This window comes from Pseudomonas sp. ok266 (genome assembly GCF_900110195.1).
Lineage (GTDB): Bacteria > Pseudomonadota > Gammaproteobacteria > Pseudomonadales > Pseudomonadaceae > Aquipseudomonas > Aquipseudomonas neuropathica.
Genome location: NZ_FOCU01000001.1, coordinates 176,432 through 193,544, shown reverse-complemented (window position 1 = coordinate 193,544; position 17,113 = coordinate 176,432). Strand labels below are relative to the sequence as shown.

Here is a 17,113-nt window from a genome sequence, read left to right as displayed (position 1 = left end):
ATAGCGAGCTACTGTATAAACCGGCCCATATAAACCGCGCCATTCAAGCAAGAGGATCCCGGACGTGGAAGAAATCATCGAACAACTGCGTGAAGCCAACGAACCCGTGCCGGTTCCATTGGAGTTGCCTGACGAAGATCTGCTGGTCGAAATCGAAGAACAGCTGTTCATCGACATTCCGTTTGTCTTCAGAGAGTTTTTGCTGACCGTCAGCGATGTGGTGTACGGCAGCCTCGAGCCGGTGACCGTTACCGATCCACAATCCCACACCTACTTGCCGGATGTTGCCGCCAATGCCTGGGATGCCGGTGTTGATCGCAGCCTGATTCCAATCTGTCAGGACGGCGATGACTACTACTGTGTCGAAGAGGATGGCACGGTGGTGTTGTGGCAGGCCGAAGAAGAGTTGATTGCCGAGGAAACCTGGGAATCGGTATGGCACTGGGCGCGGGACGTCTGGCTGGAAAGCTGATCGGCCAGCCGCCCCGTATGATCAATGCCCCGACGACTCCTTATGGTTGTCGAGGGTTTCCAGCAGCGCCACTTGCATCCGCGTGTGCACGCGGATGAACCAGCGCCAGAGCAGCGCCGCCACGGCCGCCGCCACCACAGCGATCAGTACCAGCAACTTGTTGGTCGGCAAGATACTGGCCGACAAGGCTGCCAGCAGCAGGAAAATCACCAGCAGCGAGAGAATCGGGATCACTTCGGAGATCACCCGGCGCACTCGCTGTGTGTGACGCCCGGCCATCTCGGGCTTCACACCCATCTCCGCCAGCAGCATCGACAACGCCTTGAGCTTGCGATAAGCGGCGATCAGGAACGGCAACGACACCAACAATGCCCCGCCCCAGATCAACGCCTTCTGCCAGCTCGGATCGCTGATCCAGTCTTGCAGCCACAGCGAGATGCGTTCAGCGAAATACGCGCCGGCGAAGAAGATCGCAATCACCAGCGCCAGGTTGACGCCGACTTGCAGCAAGATCTTGCGAATGATTGACGCCAGCATCGCACCCTCGCCTTGCGGCTGAATGCTGCGCAGCCATTCGCCATACATGCCCAGCACGCGGCCGAGAGGCTTGGGCACAGCCGCGGACAACTTGATCGACAGCGGATCAGCCGCGCGGATCAGATACGGCGTCAGCAAAGTGGTAATCACCGACACCGCCACGGCGACCGGGTAGAGGAAGTTACTGGTCACCTGCAACGTCATCCCGAGAGCGGCGATGATGAAGGAAAATTCACCAATCTGTGACAGCCCCATCCCCACGCGCAGTGAGGTACGTCCGTCATTGCCGGCGATAAACGCTCCGAGACCGCAGGACAACATCTTGCCGAGTACAACGGCTACGGTGATCACCGCAATCGGCCACGCGTATTCGAGCAGAATCATCGGATCGAGCATCAGCCCGATAGCGACAAAGAAGATCGCGCTGAACAGGTCGCGAACCGGCTCGATCAGACGCTCGATTTTTAGCAGTTGTCGCGACTCGGCCATGATCGCGCCGATCAGGAACGCACCGAGTACCATGCTGTATTCGAGTTTGACTACCAGCAGACAGAAGCCGAAACACAGGCCGAGCACGGTGATCAGCAGCATCTCGTTGCTTTCGAATTTGGCCACATAGGCCAGCAATCGCGGCACCAGCAGAATGCCGATGACCAGCGCGACGATCATGAACAGCGACAGTTTGCCAACCGTGGAAAACACTTCTCCGGAACTGACCGTGCCGCTGACGGCGATGCTTGAAAGCAGTGCGATGATGCCGATGCCGAGGATGTCTTCGACGATCAGCACGCCGAAGATCAACTGCGCAAAGCGCTCGTTTTTCATCTTCAGATCATTGAGGGCCTTGACGATGATGGTGGTCGAGGAGATCGCAAGAATCGCGCCGAGGAACAGCGAGTCCATGGTGTTCCAGTCGAACCAGCGGCCGATTTCATAGCCGATCCAGATCATCAGGACGATCTCGAGGAACGCCGCAATAAACGCCGTGGCGCCGACCTTGAACAGCTTGCGCAGGCTGAACTCCAGGCCGAGGCAGAACATCAGGAAAATCACCCCCAGCTCGGCGAGGGTCTTGATGGTGTCTTCGTCGTGGATCAGGCCGAACGGCGGGGTGTGCGGGCCGATGATGAAGCCGGCGACGATATAGCCGAGCACCACCGGCTGTTTGAAGCGATGAAACAACACGGTCACCACGCCCGCGACCAACATGATCACTGCCAGATCCTGAATAAAGCTGATGGCATGCATGGTGTGGGCTCCTTGAATGACGAGGCCCGCCAGCAGACGTCAGAAAGGTCTGGGCGAGCGTAGTAAAAGTCCGCTTTTCGTGTGGGAATTGCCTTTGTAAGGGGCTTTTGCAGGTTAACACCGCGACTTGCGGCTGGAAGGCGGTGCAATATATGGAAACAGATCGATTCCGGCGTGACGGCGGCCAGTCGCCCGGCGTCCCGATAACGGTGCTTTTGAAAAGCGACCAGGCACCCGCAGAGGTGCTTCCAGCAATCAGCCTTGATCCGTGAGAACGTTATGGAACCCGGAAACGCCCAGCTGTCGATGACGGTACTGATGACCCCCGACATGGCCAACTTCTCTGGCAATGTCCACGGTGGCACCCTGCTCAAATACCTCGACGAAGTGGCCTACGCCTGCGCGAGCCGTTATGCCGGTCGCTACGTGGTGACGCTGTCGGTGGATCAGGTGATTTTTCGCGAGCCGATCCATGTCGGCGAACTGGTGACCTTCCTCGCGTCGGTCAACTACACCGGCAACACCTCAATGGAAGTCGGTATCAAAGTCGTTACCGAGAACATCCGCGAGCGCTCGGTGCGCCACACCAACAGCTGCTTCTTCACCATGGTCGCGGTGGATGACCAGCGTAAGCCGGCCGCCGTGCCGCCGCTGCAACCGCAGAACAGTGAAGACAAACGTCGTTACATGCAGGCGCAGCAGCGTCGGCAGATTCGTCAGGAGCTGGAAAAGCGCTATCAGGAGATCAAGGGCGACGCCTGATCAGTCTTTGAACTGATGCTGTCTGAGCTATAGCCTTCGCGAGCAAGCTCGCTCCCACACTGGACCTGTGGCGTACACAAAACCAAATGTGGGAGCGAGCTTGCTCGCGAATGGGGGCAGCGCGGTCTTACAGACTGATCGCCGTCGCCTCGAACTTCACCCGCGGATGCGCAATCCGGTCCTGCGCCCGCACCAGTTGTAGCTCATAACTGGCGCATGCCTGCGTTTCCAGCAGCACCTCATGCACCGCCGCCGCGGTGAATTCGAACGCCGCCACCAGACTGTAACCCAGCAGCACCCGCGCCAGGAACAGGCCGGATGTCAGATCGCCCACACCCACTGGCTGACGCGGGAACGCCAGCAACGGACGGCGCAGATGCCAGCTGCCTTCAGCCGTCACCAGTAGCATTTCAAAGCCATCGGCCGGTTTGCCCGGATAATCCAGATGCTTGACCAGTACTGCTTTCGGCCCGCGCGCCAGCAAGGCCCGCGCCATTGCCAGACAATCGAACAGCGACTGCGGCTTGCGCCCGGAGAAGCTGTCCAGCTCCAACTGGTTTGGACACATGATGTCCGCTACGGCCGCCGCCTCTTCCAGCAGGAAATCGCTGACCTCGGTCGGCACGCTGCAGCCCTTCTCCGGATGGCCCATCACCGGATCGCACAGATACAGCGCCTTCGGATTGACCGATTTGATGCGCTCGACGCCGCTGAGAATCGCCCGGCCCTGCGCCGCGCTGCCGAGGTAACCGGACAGCACCGCATCGCAATTGCCCAGCTCGCCAATCGCAGCAATCCCTTCGACCAGCTCGGGAATCTGTTGCGGTGCCAGCACTTCACCAGCCCACTGACCGTACTGGGTGTGGTTGGAAAACTGCACGGTGTTGAGCGGCCAGACATTAACCCCGACCCGCTGCATCGGAAAAACCGCGGCGCTGTTGCCGGCGTGGCCGAACACCACATGGGACTGAATGGCGAGCAGATGAGGCGTACGTTTCATTCGGGTCATTCCGTAAAACGATTGAAATTCAAGCCGCGCAGTATGCGACGAAACGCAGCCTGTACGACAGACCAGCGACGCAGTTAAGCTGACGCTATCTTTTGGAGTTCGATGTTGATGCTGACCCTGGAAAACATCTTCGTGCTGATACTGTTCGCCGCTGCCGGCGCGTGGTTATGGCACAACCACGGCTTGCGCGAGCGCGCGCTGGAGCGGGTCAAACAGCATTGCCTGAACGTACGGGTCGAGTTGCTCGACGGCAACGTTGCCCTGAAGAAGATCGGTTTCATCAAGGACGCCAACGGTCGCCGACGACTGGCGCGGGTGTACAACTTTGAATTCACCGTGACCGGCGAAACCCGGCATAACGGCACCATCACCCAGTTTGGCGCGCACAGTGCGCAGATCGAACTGGCGCCCTACCCGGCACCGTTCGACGACACGCCGCCAGTAGTGGAAGTGCACAAGCCGCGGGCGGAAGTGATCGAGTTGAGCCAGTGGCGGCAAGAACATACGAAGTGGAAACCGTAAAAATCGCAGCCTTCGACAGCTTCTAAAGGGTGCACAAAAATCCCATGTAGGAGCTGCCGAAGGCTGCGATCTTTTGATCTAGCCCTCCCGACACCCCAATAGCTCCCGCTGCAACACTTCAACACTCTGTGCCTCAGCGAAGATCAGCTCGAGTCGCGAATCTTTTCGCCATTCGCTGGCTTGCCAGATCAGTTCAGCATTATTCAAAGCATTAGCCGACACCCAACCCTCCGAGCTGTGGATAACCAGTTTCGCCCGCTGCCAATTGAGGCTGGCTAGCCAGTCAGCAATGTGCCGCTTGTCGAACGTCTGTCCCGGATGCCAACGCCAACCAATACTCCAGCCTTCCTCCTGCGCCTGACTCAGGCAAATCGGCAGCGTCGGATCAGTCCAGACGGCCGGCATTTGTCCTAATCCTTTGGGTACGGCCAAATTATCCACACCGTTGACCGCTTTTGCGGCTAGGCCCGGCAGTTCGCCCAGACTTAGTTGCGCCTCTTGAGTCCAGACCAACGGCACTGCCGGCAACTGACTGGCGATTTTTTCTCTGGCCCTGTCATCAAGGTTTTCAGCCTTGTTCAACAACAGCAGGCCAGCGGCTTTTAAAGCGTCTTGTTGCGCTACCGGCAAGGCTTTCCCTGCCTGCAGCGCTTGAGCATCCAGCACCAGCACACACGGCTGCACCGCCAGCACACCTCGCCACGGCGCCTCATTCAACTGGCTAATCAGCTGCGCCGGATGCCCCAGCCCGGACGGTTCGATAAACAACCGATCCGGCTTCGCCTTGCGCAACAACCGCCCCAGGCCAATCTGAAACGGCGCGCCGTTGACGCAACACAGGCAGCCGCCGGCCACTTCGCCCAGTGCGATACCCTCGGCGTCACTCGTCAACAGGGCGGCGTCGAGGCCGATCTGGCCGAACTCGTTGATCAATACCGCCCAACGTTCGCCTTCTGGACGCTGGGCCATGAGTTGGCGAATCAGGCTGGTTTTGCCGGCGCCCAAAGGGCCAGCAATGACATGGGTAGGAATGTTCTGCAACATGGCCGGGAGCTTTCTTGGGAGATTCAAAGATGCGTTGGAGGGGATGGTCGTTGCTGTTGGCGCTGCTGTCGAGTGAAGCATGGGCCCAGGCCTGCGTGGTGCACAGTCAGGGCGAGCGGCTCGACGTCAAAGTCTGTCAGCAGAACCGCAATATCCCGGAGAAACTGTTCAACGACGGTTTCTGCCAGCCGACGCTGGCCGGGCAGAAAGTCAAAGTGCAGTACGTCGACCAGTGCCCGAGCGGTGCATTTGGCGTATGCAGCAACGCACAAGTCGCCAATCTGCCCTATCGCCAGGATATCCACTATTACGGCGTGGCCACGGATGCGGCGTATCTGCAACCGTACTGCGAAGGCCTGAGCCAGGGTAAGTGGCTCAAGCCTTGAGGCGTCAGCCGAGCCAGTCGAGGGTCAGTATCAGACGGCGCTGCCCCGCGTCCGGGTGCGGCGAGCGGTGGATCAGGCCAAAGCCTTCATTGCCGTGCCATTTCTCGCCTTTCAACAGCGCCACGTCGCCGCTGTTGAGTTGCTGGATTTGCACGTGGGGCTCGGCGTTGGCCTGCCCCAGCTGACGGCGATCCATCGCACCTTCCTTGAGCCATTGGCTGCCAACACCCGCATAAGTCGTGATCAGTCGCACCGGCACGTGATCGACATGGAAGCGTGGACACATGGCTTTATCCAATACCCGCAGGCGCAGGCCCACGCGCTTTGCCCCCAGTAAGCAGGCAAATGCGCTGACCAGCCATTTCAGGTCGGCGATAAAGCCCTCGTAGCCTTCCAGATCACGGAAGCCTGATGCCACACCGGTGAGATCAGGCTCGGCGTCCTCATCCGGCAACTCAAGGCACAACGATTCCGCCAAGGGCTCATTGAGCGACAGCAGCAGGTGAGCGAACTCGCTGATGTGCAACGGCAGTTGGCGTTGCCAGACGGCGAGGTTGGTGTCGTCTTCGAGGATTCGCGTCAACGCTTTCGGTGTCGGACCTTGATGCTGATGGCGCGTACGGTTCTGCAGCAGCTTTAGCGCGAGCATCAGGCAGCCTCTTCGTGCCAAGGGCCGAACGGATCGGGCAACAATTGCCAGCCTTCGACACCGAGCGCCATTTCTTCATCGGTGAGCAGGCAGGCATCCAGTTCGGCTGAGAGCTGTAGGAAATCAATGTTCTGACCGATAAACACCAGCTCCTGGCGGCAGTCTCCTACGCTCGACAGCCAGTTTTCCATGATCGCGGCGGTGCTTTCCTGATCTTGTGGCCACTGCTCCTTTGGCACGAAACGCCACCAGCGCCCGGCAAAACCGTGGCGCATCAAACCACCGGCTTGCGACCAGCTGCCGGCGTCGGTGGGTTTGCTCGCGAGCCAGAAGAAGCCTTTGGAGCGCAGCAATTTCCCGTTCAGCCAAGGACGATCGATAAAGCTGAAAAACCGTTGCGGGTGAAAGGGTCGGCGGGCGCGATAGGCTGTGGAGGCGATGCCGTACTCATCGGTTTCCGGCACGTGTTCGCCGCGTAATTCCTGCAACCAACCCGGTGCCTGTGCGGCTCTCTCGAAGTCGAAACGCCCGGTGTTGAGGATTTTCTCCAGCGGCACCTCACCCATCACCATCGGGATGATTTCCGCTTGGGCGTTGAGACGCTGGAGGATCGCGATCAACTCCTCACGCTCGCACTGGCTGATCAAGTCGATCTTGCTGATCAACAACACGTCGGCGAACTCGATCTGTTCGATCAACAGATCGGTGATGGAGCGTTCGTCTTCTTCGCCAAGGATCTCGCCACGGGACGCGAGGCTTTCCGCTGCCTGGTAGTCCGGCAGGAAGTTCACACCGTCGACTACAGTGACCATGGTGTCCAGACGCGCGATGTCGGAGAGACTCTGGCCGTGCTCATCGCGGAAGGTAAACGTCTCTGCCACGGGCAGTGGCTCGGAAATCCCGGTGGACTCGATCAGCAGGTAATCGAAGCGATTTTCACGGGCCAGCTTGCTGACTTCTTCCAGCAGGTCTTCGCGTAACGTACAGCAGATGCAGCCGTTACTCATTTCGACTATTTTTTCTTCGGCGCGGTTCAGGCTGACATCACGCTGGACTTCGCTGCCATCAATGTTGATCTCGCTCATATCATTAACGATAACAGCCACGCGCAAACCCTCTCGATTACGTAGTACGTAATTCAAAAGTGTACTTTTTCCGGCGCCGAGAAATCCTGAAAGTACGGTGACGGGCAATTCTGCTGACATTGGATAATCCTCTTCAGAAGGCAGCCAATTGGCGCTTTTACTGGCGCATGGCGTTTTTGCGCTTCCCACGGGTGGATTACGTAGAAAACCAACGCCTTGAAATCGGGCTGCCCAGGCTTAATTCGAATCAATGTTATATTATAACAATAAAAAGAAACCAGCCTTCTCTTGTCTTGATCGACAAACAACAGGAAGCTTCGCCAATCCCGCACCCGGAAATCGCCATGAGAAATGCGCTGAAATGCTCGATGTTGAGCCTTGGGTTGTTGCTGGGCGGCAATGCCTACGCGCAGTTGCCGGCACTCGCCAGCTGCACACGCAGCGCCAACCTGCTGGCTTGTGTCGACGCCGATGGCAACGCTTATAGCGTCAACACCGCCGGCAACACCCTTTATCTGCGTGGGTTTGAGAAAAATGGCCGGCGTTATTGGGCGCAGACCAACAGCCGTTTCGGGCAATTGACGTTTTTCACCGGGATCGCCTCTGACGGCGAAGCCTGGGTTGGTTACACCCGACGTGTCGGCTGGACGACCATCAATCGTTTCTCCAGCTCGGGCGGCAGCAGCGCAAAATTCACCTGCAGCCGCATTACCGGCTGTTAAACCTGGGTGTTTTTCTGCGCCTGCTGCCAGGCAAGGTAGCTGTCGATGGGCGGATTCTTTGCAAAATAACGCTGCAATCCTTCAAACAAACCGTTGGCCACGGCCTGCTGATGTCGCGCAGTAACCAGCCGTTGACTGTCGCGCGCATTGGAAATGAAGCCTGTCTCCACCAGAATTGAAGGTACGTCTGGCGATTTCAGGACCGCGAATCCTGCCTGCTCCACACGCTTCTGATGCAGCGTAGTGATGCCGGCCAGACTGCCAAGTACCGTGCTGCCCAACTGCAGACTGGCAGCGATCGTCGCGTTCATCGACATGTCGAGAATCACCCCCGCCAGCATCGGATCCTTATCTTTCAGGTTGAGCAGACTGGTGGCGCCGAGCAGATCCGCACCATTCTCGCGCTGCGCCATGAAGCGCGCCGTCGCCGATGTCGCACCGCCCTCAGACAGGCAATAGACCGACGCGCCGGAAGCAGTCAGACGCGGCGCTGCATCGGCATGCACTGAGATAAACATGTCCGCCTTATGCTGACGCGCGATCTCCACGCGTTTGCGCAACGGCACGAAAAAGTCATCATTGCGCACCAGTTTTACATTGAAGCCCCTCTCTTTTTTCAGGCGTTTGGCGAGCAGTTGCGCAATGGCAAGCACCACATCCTTTTCCCTTTCGCCCTTGGCACCGACAGCACCGGGATCCTTTCCGCCGTGCCCAGGGTCAACGACAACAATGATGTCGCGTCTGGGATGCGCTTTCAGCGCAGGTGTTTCACGTGGAACCATTGGCGTATTTGGCGTTGATTTGGCGCTAACCAGATCCAGAACCAAGCGATGGCCCTGGCCGTCCTGCGGCGCCAAAAGGAAGCTGTTCAACAGCACCGGATTGCTCAGATCCAGAACAATCCGCGTGTCACCGTGACCAAAAGGCCCGGAGCGAATCGAACGAATCACCGTTCCATTTAGCGCGAGCTGACGGAAATCTGCGCCTACGCTCGCACTGGACACATCAATTATCAGACGTTCCGGGGCCGTTAGCGTGAAGGTTTTATAGCGCACCGGGCCGCTTAGATCGAACACCAATCGCAGCTTTTCATCCGAGCGCCATAGGCGCGCATTACGAATTTGCGTAGCTGAAACACTGAAAGGGAGGGCAAGGGCCGCGCTGGCCAGGATGAGATTAAGCAAGTGGCGTCTGTGCATATGAAAGCCTGTTCATGAAAAAGGCGTCGTGATTTGAATTGTTATAATGTAACATTCAATTCAATCAACATGACGGTCCCGAACATGAATTCGATGACACTTCCGGATATCGCCGCGCAGGCCGCACGCCAAACTTTGCCACTCGAATGGGTGGGCATGCGCGGCATTGCGTTACCTGTTTTGTTAGAGGGTCAGCGATTGAGCGCCAAGGCTGATGCGGGTGTCAGTCTTGATGATGGGGAGGCGCGTGGCATTCACATGTCGCGGCTGTATCTTGCCTTGGAAGCACTCGAACAGAAGAACCTGTCCCCAGCGCTACTGCATCAGGTGCTCAAGGATTTCCTGCAAAGCCACGAAGGTTTATCCACCCGCGCCTACCTGAATATCCACACCGATTTGCTGCTAAAGAGGTCAGCGCTAATCAGCCCATTGGCCGGCTGGAAGTCATATCCCGCGAGCATTTTCGCCAGCCTGATAAATGAAGTGTTCCACGTGGAACTTAAAATCGAAGTGCCCTACTCCTCAACTTGCCCTTGCTCAGCAGCCTTGGCGCGACAGTTGATCCAGAAGAAATTCATCGCCGACTTCGCCAACAAAGCTCTACAACACGCCGACGTTCTGGCATGGCTTGGCTCGCCCCAAGGCATCCTTGCCACGCCTCACAGCCAACGCAGCACAGCACAATTGCACCTTCACCTCGACGACTTCATTGATGAGTTTCCTCTTAGCGTGATCATCAATGACGCTGAAGCTGCCCTCGGCACCGCCGTACAAACCGCCGTGAAACGCGCAGACGAACAAGCCTTCGCCCTCGCCAACGGGCAGAACCTGATGTTCTGCGAAGACGCGGCACGCCGTCTGAATCTGGCCCTGCGACGTACTCCCGGTATCAGCGCATTTCAACTGCGAGTGATCCACGCCGAAAGTCTGCACGCTCACGACGCCGTCGCCGAAAGCCATTGGCAGCGTGAGCAAACATGATCCGCTGCCAATCCCTGAGTTGGGGTGCGCCCGGCCAACCACTGACCGTGCCCCTGGACCTTGAACTCGACAGCGGCAGCCTGACGGCGATCATCGGTGCCAACGGCTGTGGCAAAAGCAGCCTGCTGAAAGTGATCGCCGGGCTACAAAAGCCATTGGCAGGCAATGTCGGGCTGAGTGTCCCACGTCAAAGCGGGTTGTCCTTTCTGCCCCAGCAACAGCATCTGGATCGCCAATTCCCCATCAGCCTTGAAGATCTGGTCGCCGCCGGTTTCTGGGGACGTAGGCTCTCGACTCAACTACGAAGCCAGCGCCTGAAAGACGCACTGGCGAACTGGCACCTGAGCGGACTCGAGCAACGCCCACTCATGGCCCTGTCCGGTGGCGAACTGCAACGCGCCCTGCTCGCTCGACTGAGCCTGACCGACGCGCCCGTGCTGCTGCTCGACGAGCCCCACGCCGCACTCGATGAACTCGGTCAGCAGTTGCTCTGGCAGCACATCCACGGCTGGCACGGCGAAGGTCGGACACTGGTCGTGGTGTGTCACGACCTCGCCGCCGTACGCCAACACATCCCGAAAACGTTGCTGATCAAAAACCGCGACTGCGTGTTTGGTGCAAGCGCAGAACTCATTCAGCAAACACCTCACACACAGGTGGCCTGATGCTCACCGTCGCCCACCTCTGGCAACCATTTAATGAGTTCGTGTTCATGCGCCGTGCCCTGCTCGGCGGATTGGTATTGGCGTGCAGCACCGCCCCCCTCGGCGTGTTCTTGATCCTGCGACGGATGAGCCTGATCGGTGACGCCGTGGCCCACGGTATCCTTCCCGGCGCGGCACTGGGTTTCTGGTTTGCCGGACTGAGCCTGCCCGCGCTAACGCTGGGAGGCTTGGGCGCCGGTTTGAGCATGGCTGGCCTCGCCGCCTGGATCACCCGTCGCACGGGCCTGCGCGAAGACGCCAGTCTCGCTGCGATCTATCCGATCTCGCTGGCCAGTGGCGTACTCATCCTCGGCATCGCCGGCAAACGCCTCGACCTGTTGCACCTGCTGTTCGGCTCAGCACTGGCCGTCGATGGTCCGACCCTCACCGGCATGTTGTGGGTTTCGGGATTCAGCCTGATCGCCATGGCGCTGATCTACAAACCGCTGCTGCTCGACACCCTCGATCCGTTGTTCTTGAGAACCGTCAGCCGCCTCGGCCCACTCGCCCACGGCGTGTTCCTGACGCTGGTCGTACTCAATCTGGTAATCGGTTTCCAGGCCATCGGCGCGCTGATGGTGGTCGGCCTGATGATGCTTCCCGCTGCGGCTTCGCGATTCTGGAGCCGCCGGCTGCCGACCCTGATTGCCATCGCGGCCGTCATCGGTTGCCTCTCGGTCTGGTTCGGCTTGCTGCTGTCGTTCTACTACTCGTTGCCGAGCGGCCCGGCCATCGTGCTGATCGCCGGCCTTGGCTATCTGTTGTCCGTGGTGTTCGGGCCGGTGCACGGTCTGTTGCGCCGCCCGCCTTTGCTCACATCCCAATGAGGTGTTTCCCGATGCGCGCTCTACTCGTGCTGTTCAGCCTGATGCTGTCGATGTCATTGTCGGCCGCGGAAAAACTGCCCGTGGTCACCAGCTTCAGCATCCTCGCCGACATGGTCCATCAGGTCGGCGGCGAACATGTCCAGATCACCAATATGGTCGGCCCGGACACCGATGCGCACACTTACGAGCCGACACCGGATGATGCGAAAGCGCTGCTCAGCGCCAAACTGATCATCAAGAACGGTCTTGGTTTCGAGCCGTGGCTGGATCGCCTCGTGACCAGCACCGAGACCAAAGCCACGGTCATCAGTGCCAGTCACGGCGTGATTCCACGCTCGCTGGATGAAGACGGCGAAACCGTTCCCGACCCGCATGCCTGGCACAATCTGGCAAACGCCGAGTTGTACGTCGCCAATATCACCAAAGCACTGATCGCTGCGGATCCCGCGAACAAGGCCGACTACGAACGCAACAGCAAAACCTACCTTAAGCAGATCTACGCCCTGCTCGCCGAAGCCAAAGCCAAACTCGGTGCGCTGCCACCGGGCAACCGCAAGATCGTTACCAGCCATGATGCTTTTGGTTATCTCGGTCAGGCCTACGGTATCGACTTCATGGCACCGCAAGGCCTGTCCACCGAACGCGACCCCTCGGCTGCCGAAGTCGCTGCGCTGATCACCCAGATTCGCCAGGCCCACGTCAAAGCGGTGTTCATGGAAAACATCAAGGACGCACGCCTGCTCAAACAGATCGCTGACGAAAGCGGCGCGCACATTGGCGGCACGCTGTACTCGGATGCCCTCGCTGCCAGCGGTCCCGCCAGTACCTTCACCGGTCTGTTCGAATACAACCTCAACACTCTTTACGACGCACTGAGCCAACCATGATCCGCAAGAATCCTTCAGGTGATTTGCCCCACATTGCCGAGTCGGCCTACGTCGATAAAACCGCGATCATCTGCGGCAAAGTGGTGATCGGCGAGAACGTCTTCGTTGGCCCCTATGCAGTCATTCGCGCCGACGAAGTGGACGCCTCAGGCGAGATGGAGCCGATCATCATCGGCGCCAATTCGAATATCCAGGACGGCGTGGTCATCCATTCCAAATCCGGCGCGGCAGTGACCATCGGTGAGTACAGTTCCATCGCCCACCGCTCGATCGTGCACGGCCCCTGCGTCGTTGGCGATCGAGTGTTCATCGGTTTCAACAGCGTCCTGTTCAACTGCGTCGTCGGCAACGGTTGTGTGGTGCGGCACAACTCGGTGGTCGACGGGCGAGATTTGCCGGACGCTTTCTATGTGCCCTCGACGACTCGCATCGGCCCGAACACCGACCTCTCGCAATTTCCACCGGTGAGCGTCAGCGCCTCGGAGTTTTCCGAAGACGTGGCGCGCACCAACGTCGACCTGGTGCGCGGCTACAAAGCCTTGCAGAACGAGTTCTGAACCATGAGCAGCGTGCTGATTCGCAACGCAAGGCTGGTCAACGAAGGACGCGAGTTCGACGGCGATGTGTTGGTCAGCAATGGGCGCATCGTCAAGATTGCCCGCAGCATCGAAGGCGAAAACGCCAAGGTTGAAATCGACGCGAAGGGCCAATGGCTGCTGCCGGGGATGATCGACGACCAAGTGCATTTTCGTGAGCCTGGTGCGCCAGCCAAGGGCAGCATTCATACCGAGTCGCGGGCGGCGGTCGCCGGTGGCATCACCAGTTTTATGGACATGCCGAATACAACCCCGGCCACTCTCACCCTCGAAGCGTTGGCGGATAAAAAGCGCCGGGCTGCGATCAACTCCGTGGCCAACTACGGGTTTCACTTTGGCGTGAGCCAGGACAACCTCGATACAGTGGCGGCGCTCAATCCGTGTGAAGTCGCCGGGGTGAAAGTGTTCATGGGCGCATCGACCGGCAACATGCTGGTGGACGATCCGAAGATCCTCGAGCGACTGTTCGCCGAGGTGCCGACGATCCTCTTGGCTCACTGCGAGCACACGCCCAGCATCAACGCCAATGCCGCCAACTTGCATGAGCTGTTCGGTGATCGTTTGCCCCCGGCTGCCCATGCGTTGATCCGTAATGCCGTGACCTGTTATCGCTCTTCTTCAATGGCGGTTGATCTGGCGAAACGTCACGGCACGCGCCTGCATGTTTTGCACCTGACCACGGCGCGTGAAGTGGCGTTGTTCGAGGACAAACCGCTGGCGCAAAAACACATCACGGCGGAAGTTTGCCTGCACCATTTGCTGTTTGATGATCGCGACTATCCCCACCTCGGCAACCTGATCAAATGCAATCCGGCGATCAAAACCCAATCCGATCGCGATGCACTACGCGCGGCACTGAACAGCAATCGACTCGATGTGATCGGCAGTGACCATGCACCGCATACCTGGGCTGAAAAACAGCGACCTTATGCGCAGGCACCTGCGGGTTTACCATTGGTGCAGCACGCTTTACCGGCACTGCTGGAGTTAGTGGCGGACGATGTGCTGCCAATCACTACGCTGGTGGCGAAGACCAGCCACAGAGTCGCGGATCTTTTTGCGATTCCCGATCGTGGGTATCTACGTGAGGGCTACTGGGCGGATCTGGTGCTGGTTGAGGCGCAGACGCTGGAGGTCGATCGGCAACCCATTCTGTCGCAGTGCGGATGGACGCCGTTTGCCGGGCGCAGCTTTCGGCATCGGGTGAATGCGACGATGGTGTCGGGGCAGATTGCCTGGCGGGAGGGTCGGGTGAACGAGGGATGTCGGGGGCTGGCGCTGAGGTTTATGCGCTGAATACGAAGACGCTTTCGCGAGCAGGCTCCCACATTAGACTGCATTTCAAAGGTGGGAGCGACGGTACGACGATTCGACCTGCTCGCGAAGCTTTTAAGCTCTTGGCTTCACAGCGCCGCAGTCCTGACCCAACCAAACCGCGCGAGTCTCCAGACTGCCCTTCTGATTGATCCCGATCGCATTGAACGTGCCGTTGGCCACGGTGGTGAATTCACGATCACTGAGGAACGTCGCCACCCCGGTACCCTGCGCTTTCGGGCAACTGAAACGGAATTTCCACTGGTTGCCCGTGCGGTCGGTAATCTGCTGTTTGCAGCCCGATTGCGGGTCGGCCAATGGAATATCGTTGGTCGCCACCTGCTCCGGCGTCAGACAGGCACGAATGCCCTTGCCGCCGATATTGATCCCGTTCTTCTCCAGCGCAGCACGCTGTTGCGGGGTCATCTGGCCTTGCAACTGGCCGAGGATCGATTGCACATCCATCGGCTGGTCATCGACCTTGACGTTGCTCGATGTCATTTCCCACAGCCCCGGCTGCAGCATCTGCGCCTGCGCAACCACCGGCAATGCCAAACCCAGGCCCAGCGCCAAACCCAGCAGACGAACGTTCATCGAAAAACTCCTGATCAGTAGTGGCCGTTAGACGTCGGCCGATTGCTTCGGTTCATGCCCCAATTAAATAGCGACATTCGCGGCAGAACATGGTCTGTTAAGCATTGAATCTTCCGGAGCAAGGCTGCCCCATGGATTATTTTGGACCGCACATTTTCGGTTATCTGATCGCCCTGATACACACCCTCGGTCTGATCGCCGCAATTCACGCGGTGCTCACCGTGCGCACGGCTCAAGGCTCGATCGCCTGGGCATTGTCGCTGATCTTCATTCCCTACCTCACGCTAATTCCGTACCTGGTATTTGGGCGCAGCACCTTTGATGGTTACATCAAGGCACGACGCCAGGCCAACGAACAGATGCGTCAGGCCATCTCCGAGTTGAACTGGCGTCCGTGGGTGGAAGAAGCGCTGACTGCACGCGCCTCGAATGCCTACGCTTCGTTACGCGCAATGCCCAAACTCGGGCGCATGCCATGTCTGGCGAATAACGAAGTGCAATTACTGGTCAACGGTGCAGCCACCTTCGACGCTATATTTCAGGCCATCGATCAAGCTAAAGAAGCGGTGCTGATTCAGTTTTTCATCATCCACGATGATCGGCTCGGTCAGGGTTTGCGTGATCTGCTACTGAAGAAGGCTGCTGAAGGCGTATCAATCCATCTGCTTTACGACCGCATCGGCAGCCACGCCCTGCCCCACAGCTATGTGCAGACGTTGCGTGATGGCGGCGTCGAGGTCAAAGCCTTCGCCACACGCAGTGGCTGGCTCAATCGCTTTCAGGTCAACTTCCGTAATCACCGCAAGATCGTCGTGGTCGATGGAGTGGTCGGGTTTGTCGGCGGGCATAACGTTGGCGATGAATACATGGGTGAAAAACCACCGCTGGCACCCTGGCGCGATACGCATGTGAAGGTACGTGGCCCGGTGGTCGCGTGTATGCAGGAATCCTTTGCCGAAGACTGGTTCTGGGCCGCGCGCGCACTGCCGCCACTGATCCTGCCTGACGAGTACCCGGATGACGGCGTGCTCTGCCAATTGCTCGCCAGCGGCCCGGCGGATGCCTACGAAACCTGCTCGTTGTTCTTTGTCGAAGCGATCCACGCGGCGACCGAACGGGTGTGGATCACCAGCCCGTATTTCATTCCGGACGAAGCCGTATTCGCCGCACTGAGGCTGGCCGTATTGCGTGGCGTCGATGTGCGATTGCTGCTGCCGTCGCGTCCCGATCACCGCATCGTTTACGCTGCTTCCAGTCTCTACGCCTTTGAGGCCGTGAGGGCCGGCGTGCGGGTATTCCGCTACGAACCCGGTTTCCTGCATCAGAAAGTGGTGTTGATCGACAGCGAGATCAGCGCGATCGGCAGCGCCAATCTGGACAACCGTTCGTTCCGGCTGAATTTCGAAGTGATGCTGCTGACCGTCGACAGTGACTTCGCCGCCAGCGTGGAGAACATGCTCAGCGCCGATTTCGCGCAAGCCTACGAGGTCGCCAAAGAAGAAAGCCGGGAGATCCACCGCCTGCAACAGGTCGGCATGCGGATCGCCCGGCTTATTTCACCGATTCTATGAAAGC

General features: G+C 58.7%; 19 protein-coding genes. 12 read left to right on the top strand and 7 right to left on the bottom strand.

Annotation, left to right across the window (positions count from 1 at the left end; genetic code table 11):
* The first annotated feature begins 64 nt into the window (after nt 1–64).
* The gene (locus tag BMY54_RS00950) at nt 65–472 is read left to right on the top strand and encodes an SMI1/KNR4 family protein (RefSeq protein WP_003187120.1); all 408 of its coding nucleotides are present in this window, start codon (nt 65–67) and stop codon (nt 470–472) included.
* Nucleotides 473–493: 21 nt separating this feature from the next.
* Here the strand turns inward: BMY54_RS00950 and BMY54_RS00945 are convergent, their stop codons facing one another.
* On the bottom strand, nt 494–2,257 hold the full coding sequence (locus BMY54_RS00945; protein WP_093429598.1) for a cation:proton antiporter: 1,764 nt from the start codon (nt 2,255–2,257) through the stop codon (nt 494–496).
* 279 nt (nt 2,258–2,536) lie between these two features.
* Here BMY54_RS00945 and BMY54_RS00940 point away from each other — a divergent pair, with 279 nt between their 5' ends.
* Nucleotides 2,537–3,019 carry an acyl-CoA thioesterase gene (locus tag BMY54_RS00940; protein ID WP_003229693.1) on the top strand — a complete coding sequence of 161 codons (483 nt, stop codon included), beginning with the start codon at nt 2,537–2,539 and terminating at the stop codon, nt 3,017–3,019.
* A 127-nt stretch (nt 3,020–3,146) separates the two neighbouring features.
* Here BMY54_RS00940 and pdxY read toward each other — a convergent pair whose 3' ends face one another.
* Nucleotides 3,147–4,019 carry a pyridoxal kinase PdxY gene (gene pdxY / locus BMY54_RS00935; RefSeq protein WP_093429597.1) on the bottom strand — a complete coding sequence of 291 codons (873 nt, stop codon included), beginning with the start codon at nt 4,017–4,019 and terminating at the stop codon, nt 3,147–3,149.
* A 117-nt stretch (nt 4,020–4,136) separates the two neighbouring features.
* Here pdxY and BMY54_RS00930 point away from each other — a divergent pair, with 117 nt between their 5' ends.
* Entirely contained in the window at nt 4,137–4,550 is a 414-nt protein-coding gene (locus BMY54_RS00930) for a DUF3301 domain-containing protein (protein ID WP_026000521.1), read from the top strand.
* 78 nt (nt 4,551–4,628) lie between these two features.
* Here the strand turns inward: BMY54_RS00930 and BMY54_RS00925 are convergent, their stop codons facing one another.
* Nucleotides 4,629–5,594, bottom strand: coding sequence for a CobW family GTP-binding protein (locus BMY54_RS00925; protein ID WP_093429596.1), 966 nt, complete (start codon nt 5,592–5,594; stop codon nt 4,629–4,631).
* Nucleotides 5,595–5,623: 29 nt separating this feature from the next.
* On the opposite strand from BMY54_RS00925, the gene BMY54_RS00920 reads away from it, so the two are divergent.
* Nucleotides 5,624–5,980 carry an NADH:ubiquinone oxidoreductase gene (locus tag BMY54_RS00920; protein WP_093429595.1) on the top strand — a complete coding sequence of 119 codons (357 nt, stop codon included), beginning with the start codon at nt 5,624–5,626 and terminating at the stop codon, nt 5,978–5,980.
* Between the two features lie 4 nt (nt 5,981–5,984).
* On the opposite strand, the gene BMY54_RS00915 is transcribed toward BMY54_RS00920, so the two are convergent.
* Both BMY54_RS00915 and zigA read right to left on the bottom strand, forming a co-directional pair.
* Nucleotides 5,985–6,629, bottom strand: coding sequence for a DUF1826 domain-containing protein (locus BMY54_RS00915; protein ID WP_093429594.1), 645 nt, complete (start codon nt 6,627–6,629; stop codon nt 5,985–5,987).
* Nucleotides 6,629–7,834: a zinc metallochaperone GTPase ZigA gene (gene zigA / locus BMY54_RS00910; protein ID WP_093429593.1), complete on the bottom strand. Its 1,206-nt coding sequence runs from the start codon at nt 7,832–7,834 to the stop codon at nt 6,629–6,631. The genes BMY54_RS00915 and zigA overlap by 1 nt, the downstream gene beginning before the upstream one ends.
* Before the next feature lie 224 nt (nt 7,835–8,058).
* Here zigA and BMY54_RS00905 point away from each other — a divergent pair, with 224 nt between their 5' ends.
* Nucleotides 8,059–8,436, top strand: coding sequence for a glutamine synthetase (locus BMY54_RS00905; protein WP_093429965.1), 378 nt, complete (start codon nt 8,059–8,061; stop codon nt 8,434–8,436).
* Here BMY54_RS00905 and BMY54_RS00900 read toward each other — a convergent pair.
* Entirely contained in the window at nt 8,433–9,635 is a 1,203-nt protein-coding gene (locus tag BMY54_RS00900) for an N-acetylmuramoyl-L-alanine amidase (protein WP_093429592.1), read from the bottom strand. The two genes, BMY54_RS00905 and BMY54_RS00900, sit on opposite strands and share 4 nt — an antisense overlap.
* Before the next feature lie 84 nt (nt 9,636–9,719).
* Between BMY54_RS00900 and folE2 the strand changes: the two genes are divergently transcribed.
* From folE2 to BMY54_RS00870, 6 genes are read left to right on the top strand one after another with little or no spacing between them, the layout of a single operon-like run.
* The gene (gene folE2, locus BMY54_RS00895; protein WP_093429591.1) at nt 9,720–10,616 is read left to right on the top strand and encodes a GTP cyclohydrolase FolE2; all 897 of its coding nucleotides are present in this window, start codon (nt 9,720–9,722) and stop codon (nt 10,614–10,616) included.
* Nucleotides 10,613–11,281, top strand: coding sequence for a metal ABC transporter ATP-binding protein (locus tag BMY54_RS00890; RefSeq protein WP_093429590.1), 669 nt, complete (start codon nt 10,613–10,615; stop codon nt 11,279–11,281). The genes folE2 and BMY54_RS00890 overlap by 4 nt, the downstream gene beginning before the upstream one ends.
* Nucleotides 11,281–12,147 carry a metal ABC transporter permease gene (locus BMY54_RS00885; protein WP_093429589.1) on the top strand — a complete coding sequence of 289 codons (867 nt, stop codon included), beginning with the start codon at nt 11,281–11,283 and terminating at the stop codon, nt 12,145–12,147. Before BMY54_RS00890 ends, BMY54_RS00885 begins: the two co-directional genes overlap by 1 nt.
* A gap of 11 nt (nt 12,148–12,158) precedes the next feature.
* A complete protein-coding gene (locus tag BMY54_RS00880; protein ID WP_093429588.1) occupies nt 12,159–13,034 on the top strand; it encodes a metal ABC transporter substrate-binding protein in 876 nt (291 codons plus the stop codon).
* The gene (locus BMY54_RS00875; protein ID WP_093429587.1) at nt 13,031–13,591 is read left to right on the top strand and encodes a gamma carbonic anhydrase family protein; all 561 of its coding nucleotides are present in this window, start codon (nt 13,031–13,033) and stop codon (nt 13,589–13,591) included. The genes BMY54_RS00880 and BMY54_RS00875 overlap by 4 nt, the downstream gene beginning before the upstream one ends.
* A 3-nt stretch (nt 13,592–13,594) precedes the next feature.
* Complete coding sequence (locus BMY54_RS00870; RefSeq protein ID WP_093429586.1) at nt 13,595–14,926, top strand: dihydroorotase; 1,332 nt, start codon at nt 13,595–13,597, stop codon at nt 14,924–14,926.
* A 93-nt stretch (nt 14,927–15,019) separates the two neighbouring features.
* Here BMY54_RS00870 and BMY54_RS00865 read toward each other — a convergent pair whose 3' ends face one another.
* Entirely contained in the window at nt 15,020–15,538 is a 519-nt protein-coding gene (locus BMY54_RS00865) for a DUF3617 domain-containing protein (RefSeq protein ID WP_034152149.1), read from the bottom strand.
* A gap of 131 nt (nt 15,539–15,669) precedes the next feature.
* Here BMY54_RS00865 and cls point away from each other — a divergent pair, with 131 nt between their 5' ends.
* Nucleotides 15,670–17,109, top strand: coding sequence for a cardiolipin synthase (gene cls / locus BMY54_RS00860; RefSeq protein ID WP_093429585.1), 1,440 nt, complete (start codon nt 15,670–15,672; stop codon nt 17,107–17,109).
* The last annotated feature ends 4 nt before the right edge of the window (nt 17,110–17,113 follow it).